The sequence below is a fragment of the Neoroseomonas lacus genome (assembly GCF_014644535.1).
GTDB classification, from domain to species: Bacteria; Pseudomonadota; Alphaproteobacteria; order Acetobacterales; family Acetobacteraceae; genus Neoroseomonas; species Neoroseomonas lacus.
The window spans coordinates 72,393-91,449 of sequence record NZ_BMKW01000014.1; the positions used below are offsets into that span (position 1 = coordinate 72,393).

Annotated in this window: 19 protein-coding genes; 11 read left to right on the plus strand and 8 right to left on the minus strand. The window is 68.1% G+C overall.

The genetic code is table 11. From position 1 onward, the window contains the following. The first annotated feature begins 65 nt into the window (after positions 1 to 65). From ugpB to IEY36_RS24490, 6 genes are all read left to right on the plus strand, one after another. Positions 66 to 1,409, plus strand: coding sequence for a sn-glycerol-3-phosphate ABC transporter substrate-binding protein UgpB (ugpB, locus tag IEY36_RS24465; RefSeq protein WP_188971841.1), 1,344 nt, complete (start codon positions 66 to 68; stop codon positions 1,407 to 1,409). A 28-nt stretch (positions 1,410 to 1,437) separates the two neighbouring features. After that, complete coding sequence (gene ugpA / locus IEY36_RS24470) at positions 1,438 to 2,319, plus strand: sn-glycerol-3-phosphate ABC transporter permease UgpA (protein WP_188971843.1); 882 nt, start codon at positions 1,438 to 1,440, stop codon at positions 2,317 to 2,319. Next, complete coding sequence (ugpE, locus tag IEY36_RS24475) at positions 2,319 to 3,212, plus strand: sn-glycerol-3-phosphate ABC transporter permease UgpE (protein ID WP_456307060.1); 894 nt, start codon at positions 2,319 to 2,321, stop codon at positions 3,210 to 3,212. The genes ugpA and ugpE overlap by 1 nt, the downstream gene beginning before the upstream one ends. A 4-nt stretch (positions 3,213 to 3,216) precedes the next feature. Beyond that, positions 3,217 to 4,284 (plus strand): ABC transporter ATP-binding protein, encoded by a 1,068-nt coding sequence (locus IEY36_RS24480; RefSeq protein ID WP_188971845.1) that lies wholly within the window; start codon positions 3,217 to 3,219, stop codon positions 4,282 to 4,284. 64 nt (positions 4,285 to 4,348) lie between these two features. Continuing rightward, complete coding sequence (locus tag IEY36_RS24485) at positions 4,349 to 5,329, plus strand: Bug family tripartite tricarboxylate transporter substrate binding protein (protein ID WP_188971847.1); 981 nt, start codon at positions 4,349 to 4,351, stop codon at positions 5,327 to 5,329. Between the two features lie 72 nt (positions 5,330 to 5,401). Further along, complete coding sequence (locus IEY36_RS24490) at positions 5,402 to 6,376, plus strand: tripartite tricarboxylate transporter substrate binding protein (RefSeq protein WP_188971849.1); 975 nt, start codon at positions 5,402 to 5,404, stop codon at positions 6,374 to 6,376. A gap of 39 nt (positions 6,377 to 6,415) precedes the next feature. Here the strand turns inward: IEY36_RS24490 and IEY36_RS24495 are convergent, their stop codons facing one another. Then, positions 6,416 to 7,171 carry an SDR family NAD(P)-dependent oxidoreductase gene (locus tag IEY36_RS24495; RefSeq protein ID WP_188971851.1) on the minus strand — a complete coding sequence of 252 codons (756 nt, stop codon included), beginning with the start codon at positions 7,169 to 7,171 and terminating at the stop codon, positions 6,416 to 6,418. 71 nt (positions 7,172 to 7,242) lie between these two features. Beyond that, positions 7,243 to 8,472: an ABC transporter substrate-binding protein gene (locus tag IEY36_RS24500; RefSeq protein ID WP_188971853.1), complete on the minus strand. Its 1,230-nt coding sequence runs from the start codon at positions 8,470 to 8,472 to the stop codon at positions 7,243 to 7,245. Between the two features lie 133 nt (positions 8,473 to 8,605). On the opposite strand from IEY36_RS24500, the gene IEY36_RS24505 reads away from it, so the two are divergent. Both IEY36_RS24505 and IEY36_RS24510 read left to right on the plus strand, forming a co-directional pair. Beyond that, complete coding sequence (locus IEY36_RS24505; RefSeq protein ID WP_188972025.1) at positions 8,606 to 9,613, plus strand: NAD(P)H-quinone oxidoreductase; 1,008 nt, start codon at positions 8,606 to 8,608, stop codon at positions 9,611 to 9,613. A gap of 56 nt (positions 9,614 to 9,669) precedes the next feature. Beyond that, complete coding sequence (locus IEY36_RS24510; protein WP_188971855.1) at positions 9,670 to 10,410, plus strand: SDR family NAD(P)-dependent oxidoreductase; 741 nt, start codon at positions 9,670 to 9,672, stop codon at positions 10,408 to 10,410. Here the strand turns inward: IEY36_RS24510 and IEY36_RS24515 are convergent. Continuing rightward, positions 10,398 to 10,571, minus strand: coding sequence for a hypothetical protein (locus IEY36_RS24515; protein WP_188971857.1), 174 nt, complete (start codon positions 10,569 to 10,571; stop codon positions 10,398 to 10,400). The two genes, IEY36_RS24510 and IEY36_RS24515, sit on opposite strands and share 13 nt — an antisense overlap. Positions 10,572 to 10,739: 168 nt before the next feature. Here IEY36_RS24515 and IEY36_RS24520 point away from each other — a divergent pair, with 168 nt between their 5' ends. Next, entirely contained in the window at positions 10,740 to 11,597 is an 858-nt protein-coding gene (locus tag IEY36_RS24520; RefSeq protein ID WP_188971859.1) for a DMT family transporter, read from the plus strand. Continuing rightward, on the plus strand, positions 11,594 to 12,358 hold the full coding sequence (locus IEY36_RS24525; protein ID WP_188971861.1) for an alpha/beta fold hydrolase: 765 nt from the start codon (positions 11,594 to 11,596) through the stop codon (positions 12,356 to 12,358). Before IEY36_RS24520 ends, IEY36_RS24525 begins: the two co-directional genes overlap by 4 nt. A 6-nt stretch (positions 12,359 to 12,364) precedes the next feature. Here the strand turns inward: IEY36_RS24525 and IEY36_RS24530 are convergent, their stop codons facing one another. The 5 genes from IEY36_RS24530 to IEY36_RS24550 are packed head-to-tail and all read right to left on the minus strand — an operon-like array spanning position 12,365 to position 18,201. Continuing rightward, positions 12,365 to 12,805: a MaoC family dehydratase gene (locus IEY36_RS24530; RefSeq protein ID WP_188971863.1), complete on the minus strand. Its 441-nt coding sequence runs from the start codon at positions 12,803 to 12,805 to the stop codon at positions 12,365 to 12,367. Then, positions 12,802 to 14,337, minus strand: coding sequence for an acyl CoA:acetate/3-ketoacid CoA transferase (locus IEY36_RS24535; RefSeq protein ID WP_188971865.1), 1,536 nt, complete (start codon positions 14,335 to 14,337; stop codon positions 12,802 to 12,804). The genes IEY36_RS24530 and IEY36_RS24535 overlap by 4 nt, the downstream gene beginning before the upstream one ends. After that, a complete protein-coding gene (locus IEY36_RS24540; protein ID WP_229681552.1) occupies positions 14,334 to 16,343 on the minus strand; it encodes an ABC transporter ATP-binding protein in 2,010 nt (669 codons plus the stop codon). Before IEY36_RS24540 ends, IEY36_RS24535 begins: the two co-directional genes overlap by 4 nt. Beyond that, positions 16,340 to 17,194: an ABC transporter permease gene (locus tag IEY36_RS24545; protein WP_188971869.1), complete on the minus strand. Its 855-nt coding sequence runs from the start codon at positions 17,192 to 17,194 to the stop codon at positions 16,340 to 16,342. Before IEY36_RS24545 ends, IEY36_RS24540 begins: the two co-directional genes overlap by 4 nt. Beyond that, complete coding sequence (locus tag IEY36_RS24550; protein ID WP_188971871.1) at positions 17,191 to 18,201, minus strand: ABC transporter permease; 1,011 nt, start codon at positions 18,199 to 18,201, stop codon at positions 17,191 to 17,193. Before IEY36_RS24550 ends, IEY36_RS24545 begins: the two co-directional genes overlap by 4 nt. A gap of 76 nt (positions 18,202 to 18,277) precedes the next feature. Between IEY36_RS24550 and IEY36_RS24555 the strand changes: the two genes are divergently transcribed. Next, positions 18,278 to 19,045, plus strand: a complete 768-nt coding sequence (locus tag IEY36_RS24555) for an enoyl-CoA hydratase/isomerase family protein (RefSeq protein ID WP_188971873.1) — start codon at positions 18,278 to 18,280, stop codon at positions 19,043 to 19,045. Positions 19,046 to 19,057: the final 12 nt, after the last annotated feature.

Here is a 19,057-nt window from a genome sequence, read left to right on the forward strand (position 1 = left end):
GTAGTCTGCCCGAAACGAGCCAGGGCTACCTGGCCCTGGACATCGCAATGGGAGATTACGCCGTGATGCAGCGCCGCACTCTGCTGGCCGGGGCCGCGACCCTTGGCCTCGCCGCCCCCGCCCTCGCGCAGGCCCCGGTCGAAATCCAATTCTGGCACGGCCTGGCCCAGCCGCTTGGCGGCCTGCTCGAACAGCGCGTCACGGCGTTCAACGCCAGCCAACCGCGCTTCAAGGTGGTGCCGACCTATCGCGGCAGCTACCCCGAGACCATGGTCGCTGCCATCGCCGCCTTCCGTGCCAACAGCGCGCCGCACATCGTGCAGATGTTCGAGGTCGGCACCGGCACCATGATGGCCGCCGGCCGCGCTATCAAACCGGTGCATGAACTGCTGGCCGAGACCGGGGTGCAGATCGACTTCAACGACTACCTGCCCGGCGTGCGCGGCTATTACAGCCTGGCGGACGGGCGGATGATGTCGATGCCGTTCAACAGCTCGACCGCCATCGTCTGGTACAACAAGGACGCCTTCCGCCGCGCCGGCCTCGACCCGGATCGCTTCCCCACCACCTATCAGGCGCTCGCCGAGGTGTTGGCGAAGCTCAAGGCCGGCGGCTCGGACGTGCCGATGAGCACCGCCTGGCCGACCTGGGCGCATGTCGAGAACTTCTCCGCCATCCACGACATCCCGCTGGCCACCAAAGGCAACGGCTTCGGCGGTCTCGACACCGAGATGCGCATCAACAACCCGGTGATGCTGCGCCACATGCAGAACCTGGTGGATTGGCAGAAGGCCGGCCTGTTCCGCTACGGCGGCCGCACCAATGTCGGCGAGCCGGCCTTCCCCAAGGGGGAATGCGCTATCCTCACCACCTCCTCGGGCTTCCGCGCCCGGGTGCAGCGGGAGGCCCAATTCTCCTGGGGCGTCGCGATGCTGCCGTACTACGAAGGCACGCCGCGTGCGCCGCTCAACTCCATCATCGGTGGCGCCAGCTTCTGGGCGATGACCAAGGGCCCAGCCGCCGGCGGTGGCCGCACGCCGGATGAATACCGCGGCGTCGCGGAGTTCTTCCGCTACATCAGCCAGCCTGAGGTCGATGCGCAGTGGCACATGGACACCGGCTATGTCCCGGTGCGCCGCGCCTCCTACGCCATCGCGCGCGACCGCGGCTTCTACCGCGAGAACCCCGGCGCCGATGTGCCCATCGAACAACTGCTGCGCGGCGGCGGCCAGCTGACCGAAAATAGCCGCGGCATCCGCCTCGGTGGCTTCGTCGAAATTCGCACCATCATGGAAGAAGAGATGGAGCGCGCCTTCCAGGGCCAGCAGACCGCCGAGCAGGTCCTGGTCAATTCGACGACGCGCGCCAACCAGGTGCTGCGCAACTTCGAACGCGCGAATCGCGGTTGATGCATCGCGCGGCGCCGCGGAGCGACCGATGAGAAAGAAGGTCATCTTCCGCGGCGCCCTGCTGCCGTACCTGCTGCTCGTGCCACAGATGGCGGTGACGCTGGTGTTCTTCTTCTGGCCCGCCGGTATGGCGGTCTGGCAGTCGACGCTGCGCCAGGACGCCTTCGGCCTGCGTACCGAATTCGTCGCCTTCGAGAATTTCACGGACCTGTTCCGGGATGAGCGCTACCTCGGCGCCGTCCTGAACACGGCGTTCTTCTCCGCCGCAGTCGCCGGCCTCGCGCTGGGTGCCGCGCTGTTCCTCGCCGTGCAGGCGGACAAGAAGATCCGCGGGGCGGGGCTCTACAAGACCTTGCTGATCTGGCCCTACGCCGTGGCCCCCGCCCTCGCGGCCGTGCTGTGGCTGTTCCTGTTCCATCCCTCGATCGGGCTGATCGGGCGTGGCTTCACCGCGCTCGGCATCACCTGGGACTACCGGGTCAATGGCGGGCAGGCGATGGCGATGGTCATCCTCGCCGCCGCTTGGAAGCAGGTGTCCTACAACTTCATCTTCTTCTTGGCCGGGCTGCAATCCATCCCGACCTCGGTGCTGGAAGCCGCCGCCATCGACGGCGCCCGGCCGATGCGCCGCTTCTGGACGGTGATCTTCCCGCTGCTCTCGCCCACCGCCTTCTTCCTGCTGGTGGTGAACCTGGTCTACGCCTTCTTTGACACCTTCGGCGTCATCCACGCGCTGACGCAGGGCGGCCCCGGCAATGCCACCGAGACGCTGATCTACAAGGTCTATGTTGACGGCGTGCAGAACCTCAATCTCGGCTCATCCGCCGCGCAATCGGTGGTGCTGATGGTCATCGTCATTGCGCTGACCGCTATCCAGTTCCGCTTCATCGAGCGCCGGGTGCATTACTGATGTCGGCCACGATGGACGTCGAAGCCCTTGCCGCCGCCTCGCGCCGCCGCCGCACGCGCGAACGCATCCTGACCCATGTCGCGCTGATCCTCGGCGTGTGCCTCTTCGCGCTGCCGATCTGGATCACGCTGATCGGCTCCACCCACGAGGTGGACACCATCGGCCGTGGCGACGTGCCATTGCTGCCGGGGGCCGAGGCCGTGCACAACTACGCCACCGCCTGGTTCCGTGGCGGCGGCAGCCGCAACACCTTCCAGGTGCCGGCGAGCACCATGCTGTTCAACAGCCTGATGATGGCGCTGCTGATCGCGGTGGGGAAGATCGCGATCTCCTTCCTCTCGGCCTTCGCCGTGGTGTTCTTCGCCTTCCCCGGGCGGATGATCTTCTTCTGGATGATCTTCATCACCCTGATGCTGCCGGTCGAGGTGCGCATCATCCCGACTTTCCAGGTGATGACCGACCTGTCGCTGATCGACACCATGACGGGGCTGACCCTGCCGCTGATCGCCTCGGCCACGGCGACGCTGCTGTTCCGCCAGTTCTTCCTCACCATCCCCGACGAGTATGTCGAAGCCGCCAAGATGGACGGCGCCGGGCCGCTGCGCTTCCTCAAGGACGTGGTGCTGCCGCTGTCGGTGACGAACCTCGCCGCGCTCTTCGTCATCCTGTTCATCTATGGCTGGAACCAGTATCTCTGGCCGCTGCTGATGGTCACCGACCGCTCGCTGGAGACCGTCATCGTCGGCCTGACCAAGATGATCGGCAATGGCGACGCGCAGAACGAATGGAACGTCATCATGGCCACCGCGGTGCTCGCCCTGCTGCCGCCGGTCGGTGTCGTGGTGTTCATGCAGCGCTGGTTCATCAAGGGCCTGACCGAGACGGAGAAGTAGCCGCGTGGCGAGCCTCGATATCCAGGGCGTGACCAAATCCTTCGGCGTGACGCAGGTGCTGCACGGCATCGACCTCGCCGTGCGCGACGGCGAGATGGTGGTCATCGTCGGCGCCTCCGGCTGCGGCAAGTCGACGCTGCTGCGCATCGTCGCCGGGCTCGAGATACCGACAGGCGGCCGCGTGCTGATCGAGGGCCTCGACGTGACGCCCCTCGAACCCGCCGACCGCGACATCGCCATGGTGTTCCAGACCTACGCGCTCTATCCGCACATGACGGTCTTCGAGAACATGGCCTATGGCCTGAAGATCCGCGGCCTGCCGAAACCCGAGATCCGCGCCCGCGTCGAGGAAGCCGCCGCGCTGCTCTCGATCGGCCAGTTGCTCGACCGCAAGCCGCGCCAGCTCTCCGGCGGGCAGCGCCAGCGCGTCGCGATGGGTCGCGCCATCGTGCGCCACCCCAAGCTGTTCCTGTTCGACGAGCCGCTGTCCAATCTAGACGCCAAACTACGCGTGCAGATGCGCGCCGAGATCCGCCGCCTGCAGAAGCGCCTCTCGGTCACCTCGCTCTTCGTCACCCATGACCAGGTGGAGGCGATGACCCTCGGCGACCGGCTGGTGGTGATGCATGAAGGCCGCGCCGCGCAGATCGGCACGCCGATGGAAGTGTGGTCGCGCCCCGCCGATACCTATGTGGCCAGCTTCATCGGCAGCCCGGCGATGAACTTCCTGCCCGCCACCCTGACCGAGGGCGGCCATGCCGCCCGGCTCGCCGGCGGTGCTGTCTGGCGCTTCACTGATGGCGCGCGGCCGGGTGGGGAAGGGCAGCCGGTCACCATCGGCATCCGGCCCGAACATTTGCTGCCGGGCGGCCCGGATGGCCTGGCCGTGAGCGTCGATCTCGCCGAACCGCTCGGCTCGGAAACCGTACTGCATGGTCGCCTCGCCGATGGCACCGAACTCACCGCCCGCATCCCCGGCGGGGTGCCGGGGGAGGGGCTGCACCTCGCCCCCGACCTGGCCGCACTGCACGTCTTCGATGCGACGAGCGGGCGGCGTCTCGATCCAGCCTGAGACCATTGACGTAGGCCGCACGGGGCTTCCAGATACCGGCAAGCAACCGGGAGGAAACCCACCGATGAATCGTCGCCACATCCTCGGCCTCGGCGCCGCCGGCGCCCTGGCCCCCTTCGTCGCCCACGCTCAGCAGGCGCCCGTCTGGCCGACCGCGCCGGGGCGCATCGTCGTCCCCTTCGCCGCCGGCGGCCCGACCGACATCCCCGCCCGTCTGCTGGCCGATGAGATGTCGAAGTTCCTGCCCAATCGCCTGATCGTCGAGAACCGCACCGGATCGGGTGTGCTGATCGGCACCGATGCTGTCGCCAAGGCACCGAAGGATGGCCAGACCATCCTCTACACCACGGTTGGCCACGCCTATCTGCCGGGCCTGTTCGAACACCTGCCCTTCGACCCGGTGGCGGATTTCACGCCCTGCGCCTTCATCGGCCAGATCCCGATGATCCTGATGGTGAACAAGGACTTCCCTGCCCATAACCTGCCGGACCTGATCAAGCTGCTGCGCGACAATCCGGGCAAATACGACTACGCTTCCTCCGGCAATGGCGGCGCGGTGCATCTCGGCACCGAACTGTTCCTGCACATGGCGGGCGGGCTGCGGGTCAATCACATCGCCTTCCGCGGTTCCTCCGCCGCCATGCCGGAAGTGCTGTCCGGTCGCATCCCGATGATCTTCGACGTCGCCTCCGGCGCCTTGCCCTACATCCAGCGTGGCGAGTTGCGCGCCATCGCGATCAGCACCCGTACCCGCATGCCCTATCTGCCCGACCTGCCCACCTTCATCGAAGGCGGCGTGCCGAATTTCGAATGCTACACTTGGCACATGGCGATGGTGCCCTCGGGCACGCCGATGCCGGTGGTGAACGCAATCAACGCCGCCTTCAACCGCGCGCTGGCGCTGCCGGCGGTGCAGGAACGTCTCGGCCAGATGCTGATGAACGTGACCACCGACAGCACGCCCGAGAGCGCGGCGCGCTTTCTCGCCAGCGAGATGGCGAAATGGACGCCGGTCATCCGCAGCGCCGGCATCCGCCCGAGCTGACCGGGCGATCCCCGGAGCGGTTGACGCATGCCAGGGCTTGGTTCATGCGTCGGCGCTTCGGGAGATTGCCATATGAACCGTCGTGATCTGCTGGGCCTCGGCGCTGCCGCGGCCCTTGCCCCTGTCGCCGCCCGCGCCCAGGCCCCGGCTTGGCCGACCCAGCCTGTGCGCCTCGTCGTGCCCTTCGCCGCCGGCGGGCCGACCGACATCCCGGCGCGCCTTTTCGCCGATGAACTCTCCAAGATCCTGCCTCAGCGTGTGATTGTGGAAAACCGCACCGGCGCGGGCGTGATCGTTGGCTCCGATGCCGTCGCCAAGGCGCCGAAGGACGGCCAGACGCTGCTCTACACCACGGTCGCGCATTCGGTGCTGCGGCCGCTCTTCCCGCGCCTGCCCTTCGATCCGGTGGCGGATTTCACGCCCGTCTCACTGATCGGCGTGATCCCAATGGTGATCACGGTGAACAAGGACTTCCCAGCCCGGACGCTGCAGGAACTGGTCGATCGGATCCGCGCCGAGCCCGGCAAGTACGACTATGCCAGCAGTGGCAATGGCGGCGCGCTGCACCTCGCCACCGAGCTGCTGCTCCGTCGCAACAATCTGCGCGCCAACCACGTGCCCTATCGCGGCACCGCGGCGGCAATGCCGGACGTGCTGAATGGTTCCGTGCCGATCATCATCGATGTCGCCACCACCTGCCTGCCCTTCGTGCAGCGTGGCGAGACCCGCGCGTTGGCGGTGATGGACGAACAGCGCCTGCCGCAGCTGCCCGACGTGCCGACCACGGCCGAGGCGGGCTTCCCCGGCCTGCTCGCCTATACCTGGCACATGGTGATGGCGCCGTCGGGCACGCCGGCGCCGGTGGTCGATGCCGCGGCAGCCGCCTTCGGCAAGGTTGCTGCCGAGCCTGGCGTGCGGCAACGCCTGGGCGACCTCGCCATGCGCGTGGTCGACAACAATTCGCCCGCCTATGCCGCGACCTGGCTCGAGGCCGAGCGCACCAAATGGGAAACCATCATCCAGGAGGCAGGCATCCGCGTCGATTGACCGGCCGGCGCCGCCCATCGCGCATGGGCGGCGTTACGGTCACGGGCCGCCATTCGCGTTCCAGCCGGCATCCACCGCCAGCACCGCCCCGGTGATCGCACTCGCCGCCGGCGAGGCCAGGAAGCAGGCCAGCGCCGCGACTTCCTCCGGCCGCACCAGCCGCCGCAGCGGCGCGCGGGCGGTCAACCTGTCGCGATCCAGCCGCCCCTGTGCGACGAGGTCGGTCACCATCGCTGTCTCGGTATAGCCGGGTGCCAGTGCATTCACGCGCACCCCCCGCAGCCCCCATTCGCAGGCCAGCGCGCGGGCGAGGTTCGCTACCGCCGCCTTGGTCGCGCAATAGCCCGCCCGATCCGCCCCGCCGACCGTCCCGTACAGGGATGAGGTGAACAGGATCAGTCCCGCCCCGTCGCGCAACATGCGCCGGCCGGCGGCCTGCGCGGTGAGGAAGGCGCCGGTCAGGTTCACATCCACGATGCGCCGCCACGCGGCGACGGGCAGGTCGATGGTCGGCGTGTTCATCGCGAAGCCCGCATTGGCCAAGGCGACATCGACGCCGCCCCAGGCGGCATCCATCGCGGCGAAGGCGGCCTCGACCTCGGCTTCCTCCGCGACATTGCCGGCGACGCAGAGCCAGCCCGCCGGCGCATCCGGCACTGCATCGCGGTCGAGGATGCAGATGCGCGCCCCCTGCGCCGCGAAGGCGTCGGCGACGGCGCGCCCGATCCCGCGCGCCCCGCCGGTCACCAGCACGCGCGTGCCGCCCGGCAGCAGCGGCGACAGTACCGCGGTCATCGGGGCAATGCCGCCCGTGCTGCGTTGGTGTGCGTCATTGTTGGTGTCCTCCCCTATCGCACGCCCGCCCGTTACCCGGCGGGGTCGCCCATCTGCCCGCGAAGTTGGGCGACCGCGGCCTCCTGCGGGAAGACCGTGACCTGGTTGCCATCCTGCCATTGCAGCAGGAAAGGCTTGGCGCGAGTGTTCTGGCCGCGCTCGTCGAACCGCACGCCCCAGCCGGTCGCCGTTGTCCCGTCGGCGATATCGGTCGCCAGCACCGCGGTGCGGATGCGGTCCTTCTCCGTCGCGCCGGCGCGCTGCACGGCATCGAGATAGACCTTCGCACCGAAGTAATTCGTCAGCGAATGCCCCGAGCGCGGCTCGGACCCGTAGCGCCGCTTGTAAAGGTCGACGAAGGCGGAGACGCCGGGCGCGAAGCGCTCATTCACCGCGAACTGCGTGAAGTCCACATTCATGACGCCGTTGAAGGCCGGCCCCAAGGCGCGCGCCGTATCGGTCAGCGAATATCCCGCCCCCGAGCCGATCACCATGCGCGGCTTCCAATTGGCTTCCTGCATCCCACGGAAGAACAGCACGATGTCGTTCTGATACCCGGTATGCAGCACGATATCGGCATTGACGCCGCGCAGCCGCTGGATGACCGAGGCCATGTCGACCGACCGCGCCGAATAGCCGAGCTTCTCGACCATGGTCAGGCCGCGCGCGCGCAACTGCTGTTCCTGGAAGCCGGACACCGTCTGGCCGTACAGCGCGTCCTCGAACATCACGGCGATGCGCAGCGACTTGGGGTCGACATCGTAGATCGGCGCCAGCGTGTTCGGCACCGCGGCTACCGTGGCGGCACCGAAATCCGACGACCGAGGGCAGGTGCGAAACACGTAGCGGAAGCCGCGTTCGGTGATCGGGTCGCTGATCGCGCCCATCTCGAAATAGGGCACGCCCTGCAATTCGGTCACCTGCGTCGCGGCGAAACTGAGCGGAGAGGCATAAGTGCCGAACACCGCGAGGACACGCTCCGCAGTCATCAGCCGGCGCACCTCGCTGGTCGCCTGCGCTTGGTCGACCGCGTCGCCCTTGACCAGCCGTATCTGGCGCCCGAGCAGGCCACCGGTGCCATTGCGTTCCTCGGCCGCAACCTCAAGGCCGCGAAAGCTCTCATCCCCCAGCAGCGCGAGCCCGCCCGAGAACGGAAACAACGCCCCGAACTTCAGATCCGCGCCTTGAGCCACGGCGATTCCCGGCGCCGCGACCGCGGCGGCAAGGCCCGCCAGCAGCGGACGGCGACGGATCTGCTGCATGGACGGCCTCCGGTATCGCGGACTCGCCGCGATGTTCCGCGCCCGGCCGGCCTATGGCAAGCCCGCCGCCGCCTTGACGCGCATGCGCGGGGGGGAGAATGGTCCCCCGACACGCCAAGGGGAGACGACGCAGATGGCCACGCTGCCGCAGCAGATGACGATCATCGACCACGGCGCCGGTGGCGGGCCGGAGGTTCTGGTGCCCGCGGCGGCGCCGCTGCCGGTGGCGAAGCCGGATGAGGTGCTGATCCGCGTCATGGCGACCGGGGTGAACCGCCCCGATGTCCAGCAGCGCAGCGGCAACTACCCGCCACCCCCCGGTGCGAGCCCCATCATGGGTCTGGAATGTTCCGGCGAGGTCGTCGCCATCGGCACGGATGTCGCCCGCTACAAGCTTGGTGACCGGGTCTGCGCGCTTACCAATGGCGGCGCCTATGCCGAATATTGCACCGCCCCCGAGGCACAGACCCTGCCGTGGCCGGATGGCTATGATGCGATCCGCGCCGCCGCGCTGCCCGAGACCTATTTCACCGTCTGGGCCAACATGTTCGGCCATGGCGACCTGCAGGCCGGTGAGACGCTGCTGGTCCATGGCGGCACCTCGGGCATCGGCGTCACCGCCATCCAGCTCGCCAAGGCCTTCGGCGCGCGCGTCTTCGCCACCGCCGGCAGCGAGGACAAGGTCGCCGCCTGCCTGCGCTTCGGCGCCGATGCGGCGATCAACTACAAGACTCACGACTTCGCCGAGGAAGTGCGCCGCCTGACCGATAAGAACGGCGTCGACGTCATCCTCGACATGGTCGGCGGCGCGTATTTCCAGCGCAACCTGCGCTCACTCGCCTGGGATGGGCGGCTGGTGCTGATCGCCTTCCTGGGTGGCTTCGAGGTCGAGAAGGCCGATCTGCGCCCGATCATGCTCAAGCGCCTGACAGTGACCGGCAGCACCATGCGGCCGCGCACCACGATGCAGAAGGGCAAGCTGGCGGCGGCACTCGAAGCCAAGGTCTGGCCGATGCTCGCCAAGGGCGCCGTCGGGCCGGAGATCTTCCGCGTCTTCCCGCTGGCCGAGGCCGCCGCCGCGCATCGCCTGATGGAAAGCAGCGAGCATATCGGCAAGATCATGCTGAAGGTCGCCGATTGATCGGCAATTCGGTGAGCGCGCGGCGCGGCGTTGGCGCCGCTTGAGGGAGACGGGCGATGTTCGACCTGACGGGCAAGGTGGCCCTGATCACCGGCGCCAATGGCGGCATCCCGCGCGCCACCGCGACGCTGTTCCGCAAACTCGGCGCGCATCTCGTGCTCACTGACCTCGACCCGGAGGCGATGGCGCATTTCGCCGCCTCCCTGGCGCCCGGAGAAGCCCGCATCCTGACCGCCCGCGTCGACGTGACCAAAGCCGCCGAGGTTGATGAGGCCATTGCGATGACCGGGCGCGAATTCGGCGGCCTCGACATCCTGGTGACCGGCGCCGGCCTCTATGTCGAACAGGAGGTCGCGGCCATGACGGACGACGATTGGCGGCGGACGATCGCGGTCAACCTCGACGGCGTGTTCCATGCCTGTCGCGCGGCGATGCTGCTACTGCGCGCGGGCGGGTCGGTCGTCAACATCGCCTCGATGGCCGGGCATCGCGGTTCGGTCCGCCACGCACATTACGCCGCCTGCAAGGCGGCGGTGCTCGCCTTCACGCGGTCCCTGGTGCATGAACTCAGCCCGCGAGGCGTGCGCGCCAATTGCGTCTCCCCGGGGATCATCGCGACGCCGATGACCGAAGCGATCATGGCGCAGAACGGCGCCGCGCTGATCGCCGCCACGCCGATGCGCCGCTTCGGCACGCCGGAGGAAGTCGCCTCCGTCATCGCCTTCCTCGCCTCCGACGCGGCCGCCTTCGTGACCGGCGAGACCATCCACATCAATGGCGGCCTCTACATGGACTGAGTGCGATGTTCCTCGCCCTGCTTGCCGTGGCGGCCCTGCTGGCAGTGCTGGTCGGTCGTCTGCCGCGTGGCGCCACGCGCTCCTTCGCCGCCGGCGGTGCAGTACTGGCCCTGGTCAGTGCGGCGCTGGTTCGACTGCGTGCCGGTCATATGCCCGGTCATGGGCCGCGTCGATGGCATAGTGCCTCCTGACAGGGCAGCTCAATCGTCCGCTGCATACGATTTCACTGCCGCGAAGCTTTCCAAAAAGTCGTACTTAGGCTCAGATTAGCACAGAATCTGTGATCTTCCTTCGGCCTTGCCAACGGACCGGGACATACTGGCTCACCAATGCGCTCGGCCCTGCACCTCCTGCTCGTCGCGATCATCCTGTTTGGCGGCGCTTGGCCCGTCACCAAGGCGGCGCTCGCCAATGCCTCGCCGATGTGGTTCGCGCTTGGGCGTGCCGGCCTTGCCGCCATCGTCACGGCGATCCTGCTGGCGTTGCTGGGCCGTCTGCATCTGCCGCGCCGGCGGGACTGGCCTTCGGTCCTGTCGCTTGGCGCATTGCAGCTTGGTCTCTTTTTCGTCCTCGCCCATGCCGCGGTCGCCATGGTCCAGGCCGGGCGCACAGCGATCATCTCGGCGGTCGTGACCTATTGGCTCATCCCGCTCTCGGTTCTGGTGCTGGGGGAAAAGGTGCCACTGTACCGATGGGCCGCGGCCGGCCTCGGTCTCGCCGGTGTTGCCGTGCTGGCCGGCCCCTGGGCGGTGGACTGGACCGATTTGAACCAGCTTCTCGGCCATCTGATGCTGGTGCTGGCGGCGCTGTTCTGGACCCTCGCGATCATCACCACGCGGCGCTTTCCACCGCAAAGCTCGATCTTCGAGTTGCTTCCCTGGTGCTTTGGCCTGGCGACGCTGCTGATCCTGCCCTTCGCGCTGGTGCTGGAACCCGACGGCGGCATCCACGGACCATCGTGGCCGTACATGCTGTATATTGGATTGATCGTGGCACCGATCGGCACCTGGTGCGTCATCGAGGTCGGCCGCCGACTGCCTGGCGCCGTCGCCTCGGTCGCCTTCCTCCTGGTTCCCGCCTTCGGCGTGACGGTCAGCACCTTGTGGCTGCATGAACCGATGGGCTGGGACATGCTGACGGGCGGTACGCTGATCGTCGCCTCCGTCGTGCTGGCGGCGCGCGAATGATCCTCGCATCGACCGAGGCGGGGGAGGGGCCGCCACTCATCCTGCTGCACGGCTTGTTCGGCGCCGGTCAGAATTGGGGCGGCATTCGTCGCGCCCTGGCGCCAAGCCACCGCGTCCTGACGCCGGATCTGCGCAACCACGGCGCGTCGCCGCGCGCCGGGGCGATGGACTACGCCACCATGGCCGCCGACCTCGCTGAGACGATGGACGCCGCCGGCGTGCCGCATGCCTCGCTGCTCGGCCATTCGATGGGCGGCAAGGTGGCGATGGCCTTCGCCCTGGCACACCCCGAGCGGGTCGAGCGCCTCATCGTCGCCGACATCGCTCCGGTGCGCTACCGGCCCGCCCTGCGTGGCTATGTCGAGGCCATGCAGACGCTGCCGCTGCGCAGCGGCATGACGCGCAAGGAGGCCGACGCCCACCTTGCCGCGACCATCCCCGAAGCCGGCATCCGTGCCTTCCTGTTGCAAAGCCTGCGCTTCGAGACTGATCCGCCGGCCTGGCGGCTTGGCCTGGCCGAACTCGCCGCCGCCATGCCCACCATCGAGGATTTCGCGCCGCCAGCCGGCGCACGATTTGATGGCCCGGTATTGGTGATGGCCGGGGATCGCTCCGGCTATATCCGCCCGGAACACCATGCGGTGTTTCGCGCGCTGTTCCCGCAGGCGGCCTTCACCACCATCCCGCATGCCGGGCACTGGGTGCATGCGGAGAATCCGCAGGGCTTCCTTGCCGCGCTGGAGCCTTTCCTGGCGGCGTAGGCAACCTCAGCCCGGCGGCACCCAGGCGAGGATGTGGCTGCCCACCAGGCAGGTCTGCCCATCCTGGTTCACCACATCGAGCCGTGCGCGGGTGCGGGCGCGCGCATCGTCCACCTCCTCGATAACGTAGCGCGCGGTCAGCGTGTCGCCGGCGAAGACGGGCCGCGTGAAGCGAATGCGGTCGTAACCGGCTGAGACCGGCGTGCCGGTCGCACCGCGGGCGACGGACCGTCGCGACATCATGCTGGCGGTGGTCGAGAGGAGCCCCATGACATGCGCACCATGGGCGATGCAGCGGCCAAAGGCGGTGCGAGCGGCGAAGTCCGGATCGGTGTGAACCGGGTCGTCATCGCCGCTGATGCGGGCGAAGGCAGCGATGTCCGCTGCCTCGATGGTGCGCGTGTATTCGGCCGTCTCACCGGCATCGAGAAAACACGGCGCCTTCATGGCAGGCGATCCGCATTCGCGCGCGCGGGGCGCGGCTTCAACCGGGCGGCCAGGCCCATGGGTTCATCAGCGAACAACGCGGCGTCCATGGTCCGCAGCGACGGCGACACCGCGGGCCGAAACGCCATGGCGCCGACCACGTCACGCTCCACATCGAGGCCTGGAGCAATCTCGATCAGTTCGGGTCCTGTATCGCCCAGGCGGAACACTGCGCGCTCGGTGACATACAGGACCTCCTGCCCACGCTCGCGCGCATAGGGGCCGGAGAAGCTGATCTGCTCCACCTGCCGTACCGCCTTCCTCGATTCACCGGCGGTCAACGTGCCGCCGAAGATCACCCGCCCGGCACCCTGGCTGATGTTCACGAAACCCCCCGGCCCGACGATGCGTCCTCCGAAGCGCGAGACGTTGACGTTCCCCTCGGCGTCGAATTCCGCAAAGGAGAGGAAGGCGAGGTCCAGGCCGCCGCCATCGTAAAAATCGAACTGATAGGGCTGGTCCACCTGCGCATCGGGGCTGCTCGCGGCACCGGCCTCGTTGCCGCTGGCCGGTGCGCCGCCGATATTGCCCTGTTCATTGGTCAAGCAGATGCGATCGAGCATCGCCTCCTCCGCCGCAACATTGGCGATCCCGGTTGAGATGCCCGAGCCGAGATTGCAGATCGCACCTTCGAACAATTCGAGCGCGCCGCGCCGCGCGACAATGCGTCGCGGCCCGGCCGGCAGGCGTGGCACCTCGTCGAAGGCGACGCGGTGATGCCCGGAATAGGCGGCGCTGTCATAGGTCTCGTAGGTCTGCCACTGGTCGGGCACGATGACATAGGCGTCGATCAGGATGCCCGGCACCTTCACCATCTTCGGATGCAGCGAGCCACGCGGCACGAGATGCTTCGCCTGGGCGACGACGATGCCACCCTGCCGCCGCGCCGCCTGCGCGATGGACAGCATCTCCAGCGTGACCGCCTCATGCTCCATCGAGAGGTTGCCCGCCTCGTCGATCGCCGAACCGCGGATGAAGGCCACGTCGAGCTTGTACGGCTTGTAGAAAAGGAATTCCTCGCCGCGCAGCGTGACGACCTCGATCAGGTCTTCGGTGGCGCGCTCGCTCTGCCGCCCGCCGCCGATGCGCGGATCGACGAAGGTGCGCAGCCCGACCTTCGTCAGCAGCCCCGCGCGCCCTGCCGCCATCTCCCGCATCAGTTGCGACAGCGCGCCCTGCGGCAAGGTGTAGGCTTCGATCTTCTCATCCAGCGCGAGCCGCGCGATGCCTGGGCTGTTGACGAAGGTGCCAGAGACGACGCGCTTGAGCAGGCCGTCCTGTGCCAGATGCCCCGCGCCGCGCGTCTTGCCGTCGCCAAGGCCGACCGGGTGCAGCGCCGTGATGCCGCGCGGCGCGGCGGTCTCGCGGAAGCGGTTGCCGACGGCTTCCAACAGTGCGTCCGGCACTGCATGCCCCCCGCCGGAACCGCCGATCACCAGCGTATCGCCGTCGCGCAGAATGGCGGCGGCCTGCTCGGCCGTGATGCGTCTCATGGGCTCCCCTGCAATGGCTTGAGTGAACCTGGCGCGTGGCACAGCACACGGTGCCCCGGCGCGATCTCGGTCAGTGGCGGTGGTTCGGCGCAGATCGGCCGCGCGACCGGACAACGTGCCTGGAAGGCGCAACCCTGCGGCAAGCGCAGCGTGGAGGGGGGCTCGCCACTCAGCACGATGCGCTGCCGCCCTGGCTCCGGCACCGCCGAGAGCAGCGAGACCGTGTAGGGATGCGATGGATGCGCGAACAACTCCGCCGCCGGTGCTTCCTCGACGATGCGCCCGAGATACATCACCGCGACGCGGTCGCAGAAGGCGCGCACCACCGCGAGATCATGCGCGATGAACAGATAGGACAGCCCCATCCGCTCGCACAGGTCGAGCATCAGATTCAACACCTGCGCCTGCACATTCACATCGAGTGCCGACACGGGTTCATCGGCGACGATCAGCGCCGGCTCCAGCGCGAGCGCGCGGGCGATCGAGATGCGTTGTCGCTGGCCGCCGGAGAATTCATGCGGGAAGCGCTCGCCCCAGGCCTTGTTCAAGCCGACCATGTCGAGCAGCCCTCCGACACGCTCGCGCGCCTCGGCCGCATTCTTCACGCGGCCATGCACCAGCAGCGGTTCGGCGAGGATATCCCCGATGCGCATGCGCGGGTTCAGCGAGGCATAGGGGTCCTGGAACACCATCTGCAATCGCGGCCGCAGCAGGCGCAATTCCTCCCCGCTGAGTGTCGCGATGTCCTGTCCATCGAAGCGGATATGGCCGGCATCTGGCGCATGCAGCCGCGTCACCAACCGTGCCAGCGTCGACTTGCCGCAGCCGCTCTCGCCGACGATGCCGAGCCTCTCGCCGGGCATGATGTGCAGCGAGACGCCGTTGACGGCATGCACGACTTCGCGATGTCCGAAGAAGGACTTCTTCGGCAGCGGGAAGTGTTTCACGAGATCCTGCGCCACCAACAGCGGTTCGGCGGTGGATGGGATGGGCGGCTTGGCGTGGGCGGGGATGCTCGGCGGCGGCAGGCTGCGCCCGTCGGCCGTCACCCAGCAGCGCGCCTTGCGACCGGGCGCGACCTCGGCCAGCGGCGGCCGCTCATCGCCGCAGCGCGAGATGCGCCAGGGGCAGCGTGGGGTGAAGCGGCAGCCCTTCGGCATGTCCAGCGGATCGGGCGGCATGCCTTCGATCCCCGGCAATCGATCGGCGACCGGTGCATCCAGCCGCGGCACCGCATTGGCCAGCGCCCAGGCATAGGGGTGGCGCGGATCGTCCAGCACCGCGGCGGTCGGGCCTTCCTCGACTACCTCGCCGGCATACATCACCACGATGCGCTTGCAGATCGTACCGATGACGCCCAGGTCATGGCTGATCAGCACGATCGCCGTGCCGAAGCTCTCATTCAGGTTGGCGAGCAGGTCGAGGATCTGCGCCTGGATGGTGACGTCGAGCGCCGTGGTCGGCTCATCCGCGATCAACAGCGTCGGATCATTCGCCATGCCCATGGCGATCATCACCCGCTGCCGCATCCCGCCCGAGAATTGATGCGGGAAGGACGCCGCCGCGCGCTCGGGCGAAGCGACGCCCATGCGACGCAGCAGGTCGATGCCGTGCCGGCGCGCGGCGCGCTTGTCCATGCGCCCATGCGCGACGACGTGTTCGGTCACCTGGCGCAGGATGCGCAGCACCGGGTTCAGCCCGGTCAGCGAATCCTGGAACACCATGGCGGCGCTCGCACCGCGCCAGGCGGTCAGCTCGCGCTGCGACATGCTCAGCACGTCGCGGCCCTCGAACAGCACCTGGCCGCCCTCGATGCGTGCTGGTGGATCGAGCAGTCGCATCAGCGACTGCGCGGTGACGGATTTGCCCGACCCGCTCTCGCCGACGATGCCGAGCGTCTCGCCCTTCGCCACGCTGAAGGAGACACCATCGACCGCGCGCACCGGCCCGGCATCGGTGTGGAAGACCGTGACGAGTTCACGGACATCGAGGACCGGCGTGCTCAACGGCTCTGCGCCTTCGGATCGAGCCAGTCGCGCAGCCCATCGCCCATGAAGTTGAAGCCGACGACGACGCTGAGGATGGCGATGCCGGGGAAGGTCGCGACCCACCATTGCTCGACCAGTTCGCGCCCCTCTGCGATCATCGAGCCCCATTCGGGCGTCGGCGGCACCACGCCGAGGCCGAGGAAGGACAGCCCGGCAAAGGTGAGAATGGCGATGCCGAGGTCGAGCGTGCAGAGCACCGCGATCGGCCCGAAGGTGTTCGGCAGCACGTGGCGCAGCAGGATGCGCCTCTGCGGCAGGCCGAGCACCGTCGCGGCTTCGACATATTCCTGGCTGCGCTGCACGATGGCGAGGCTGCGCGCGAGGCGCGCGAATTTCGGCCACCACACGGCCAGCATGGCGATGATCGTGTTGGTCGTGCCGATGCCGAGCGCCGCCGCCAGCGCCAGGGCGAGGATGATCGGCGGAAAGCACAGCACCAGGTCGGTGAAGCGCATCAGCGCCTCCTCCCCGATGCCGCGCAGCCATGCCGCCAGGATGCCGACCGCCGTGCCGATGGTCGCGCCGATGATGACGACGGAGAAGCCCGCGAACAGGGACACGCGCGAGCCATGCAGCAACCGCGAATAGACGTCGCGGCCAAGAATGTCCGTGCCCAGCCAATGCGCCGCCGAGGGCGGTTCCAGGCGGGCGGTGATCTCCTGCGCCTCGGGCGGGTAGGGCGCCAACCAGGGCGCGAAGATAGCGACCAGGATCCAAGCCAGGACGATCGCGCCCCCCGCCCAGGCGAGCCCATAGCGACGGATGCGGCGGCGCAGACGCGACGCCGGCATCGCGGTCGTGGCACTCACCGCCGCACCCGCGGATCGAGCAGCGCGTAGGAAAGGTCCACCAGCAGGTTCACGATCAAATAGGTCGCCGAGACGATCAGCGTGATGCCCATGATCGCGGGAAAATCGAGCGCCGCCGCCGAGCTGAACGTGTACCGCCCAAGGCCCGGCCAGGCGAAGATCGTCTCCGTCATCACCGCGCCGGTCAGCAGATTGGCATAGGCCAGCCCACCCAGGGTGACGACCGGCACCAGCGCATTGCGCAGCGCGTGGCGCAGCACCACGGCACGTTCGCCGAGACCCTTGGCGCGCGCCACGCGGACATAATCCTGGTGCAGGCATTCCAGCATCGCCGCGCGCGTCGTGCGCGTGACCAGGCCGAGTGTCGCCGCCGCCAGCACGATGGAAGGCAGCACCAGATGCGCGAGGGCGTCGTGGAAGGTCTCCCAATCCCCCGCCCGTGCCGAATCCCACAGGAAGAAGCCGGTCCCGCCTTCCGGCGCGAAGGCGATGGGATCAAGCCGTCCCGGCCCCGGCGCCCAATCGAGCCATCCGTAGAAGATCGCCAGCACGATGAAGGCGAGCCAGAAGGTCGGCGCCGAGACGCCGAGCAGCGAGACGGCGCGAGCCACCGCATCCACTATGCTGTCGCGCCACACCGCCGCCGCGACCCCCAGCGGCACGCCGATCACCAAGGTGAGCATGAAGGACACGGTGGCGAGTTCGATCGTCGCCGGCGCGAATTGCGCGATGTCGTTCAGCACCGGCCGCCGCGTCGCGATGGAGGTGCCGAGATCGCCGTGCAATAGCCCCTGCAGGAAGATCCAGTAGCGATCCCACAAGGGTAGATCGAGTCCCCATTTCGCCCGCCATTGGGCGACGACGGCCGGATCGCTCGCGAGAATGTCGCCGAGCTGCGCCAGCACCGGGTCGCCGGGGACGAAGTTGGAAATGAGGAAGATGACGAGGCTCGCGAGCAACGCCATCACAACAGCCGATACCAAGCGTATGGCGATGTATCGCAGCACGCGACGGTTTCCTTCCCTTGGCGGACATGCTGCACTTGAGCCGTCGAGACAATCAAGATGTCGACGGAGGAACGTGATGGACGGCGCGATTTCGGTGAGCCTGCGCGGCACCGTGGCGGAACTGCTGCTGGACCGCCCGGCCAAGCACAACGCGATCACCCCCGCGATGGCCGCCGCGATCGCCGATACCGCCCGCGCCCTCGACGCCGATGACGCGGTACGCGTCGTGCTGCTGCGCGGTGCGGGCGAACGTGCCTTCTGCGCCGGCAGCGACCTCAACTCCCTCGCTGCCTATCCAAGCACTTGGCATTTTCGCAACCGCGTCGAGTACGCCACCGCCATCCGCAACATCCGCAAGCCGGTGATCGCCGCGCTGCAGGGCTGGACGCTTGGCGGCGGGGCGGAGATGGCACTCGGCGCCGATATCCGCATCGCCGCCGAAGGCACGCGCTTCGGCTTTCCCGAAGTGACGCGCGGCTGGGTAGGCGGTGGCGGCGCCTCGCAGATGCTCCCGCGCATGATCGGCGTGGCGCGCGCCACCCGCATGCTGATGATCGGCGACCCCATCGAAGCCGCCGAAGCCCAGGCGCTCGGCCTGTTCGACCAGTTGGTGCCACAGCCCGATCTACTCGCCACGGCGCGCGCCCTGGCCGACAAGGTCGCCGGCTTCAGCCCGGTCGCCGTACAATCGGTGAAGGCGTCCATTCGCATGGCGATGGAGGCGCCGCTGACCGCCGGCCTGCTCTATGAGAACGAGATGAACGTGCTGTGCTTCTCGGCCGGCGATCATCTGGAAGGCATCCGCGCCTTCGCCGAGAAGCGGGGCGCGAGCTTCAACCGCTGAGCCCGCCGCCCC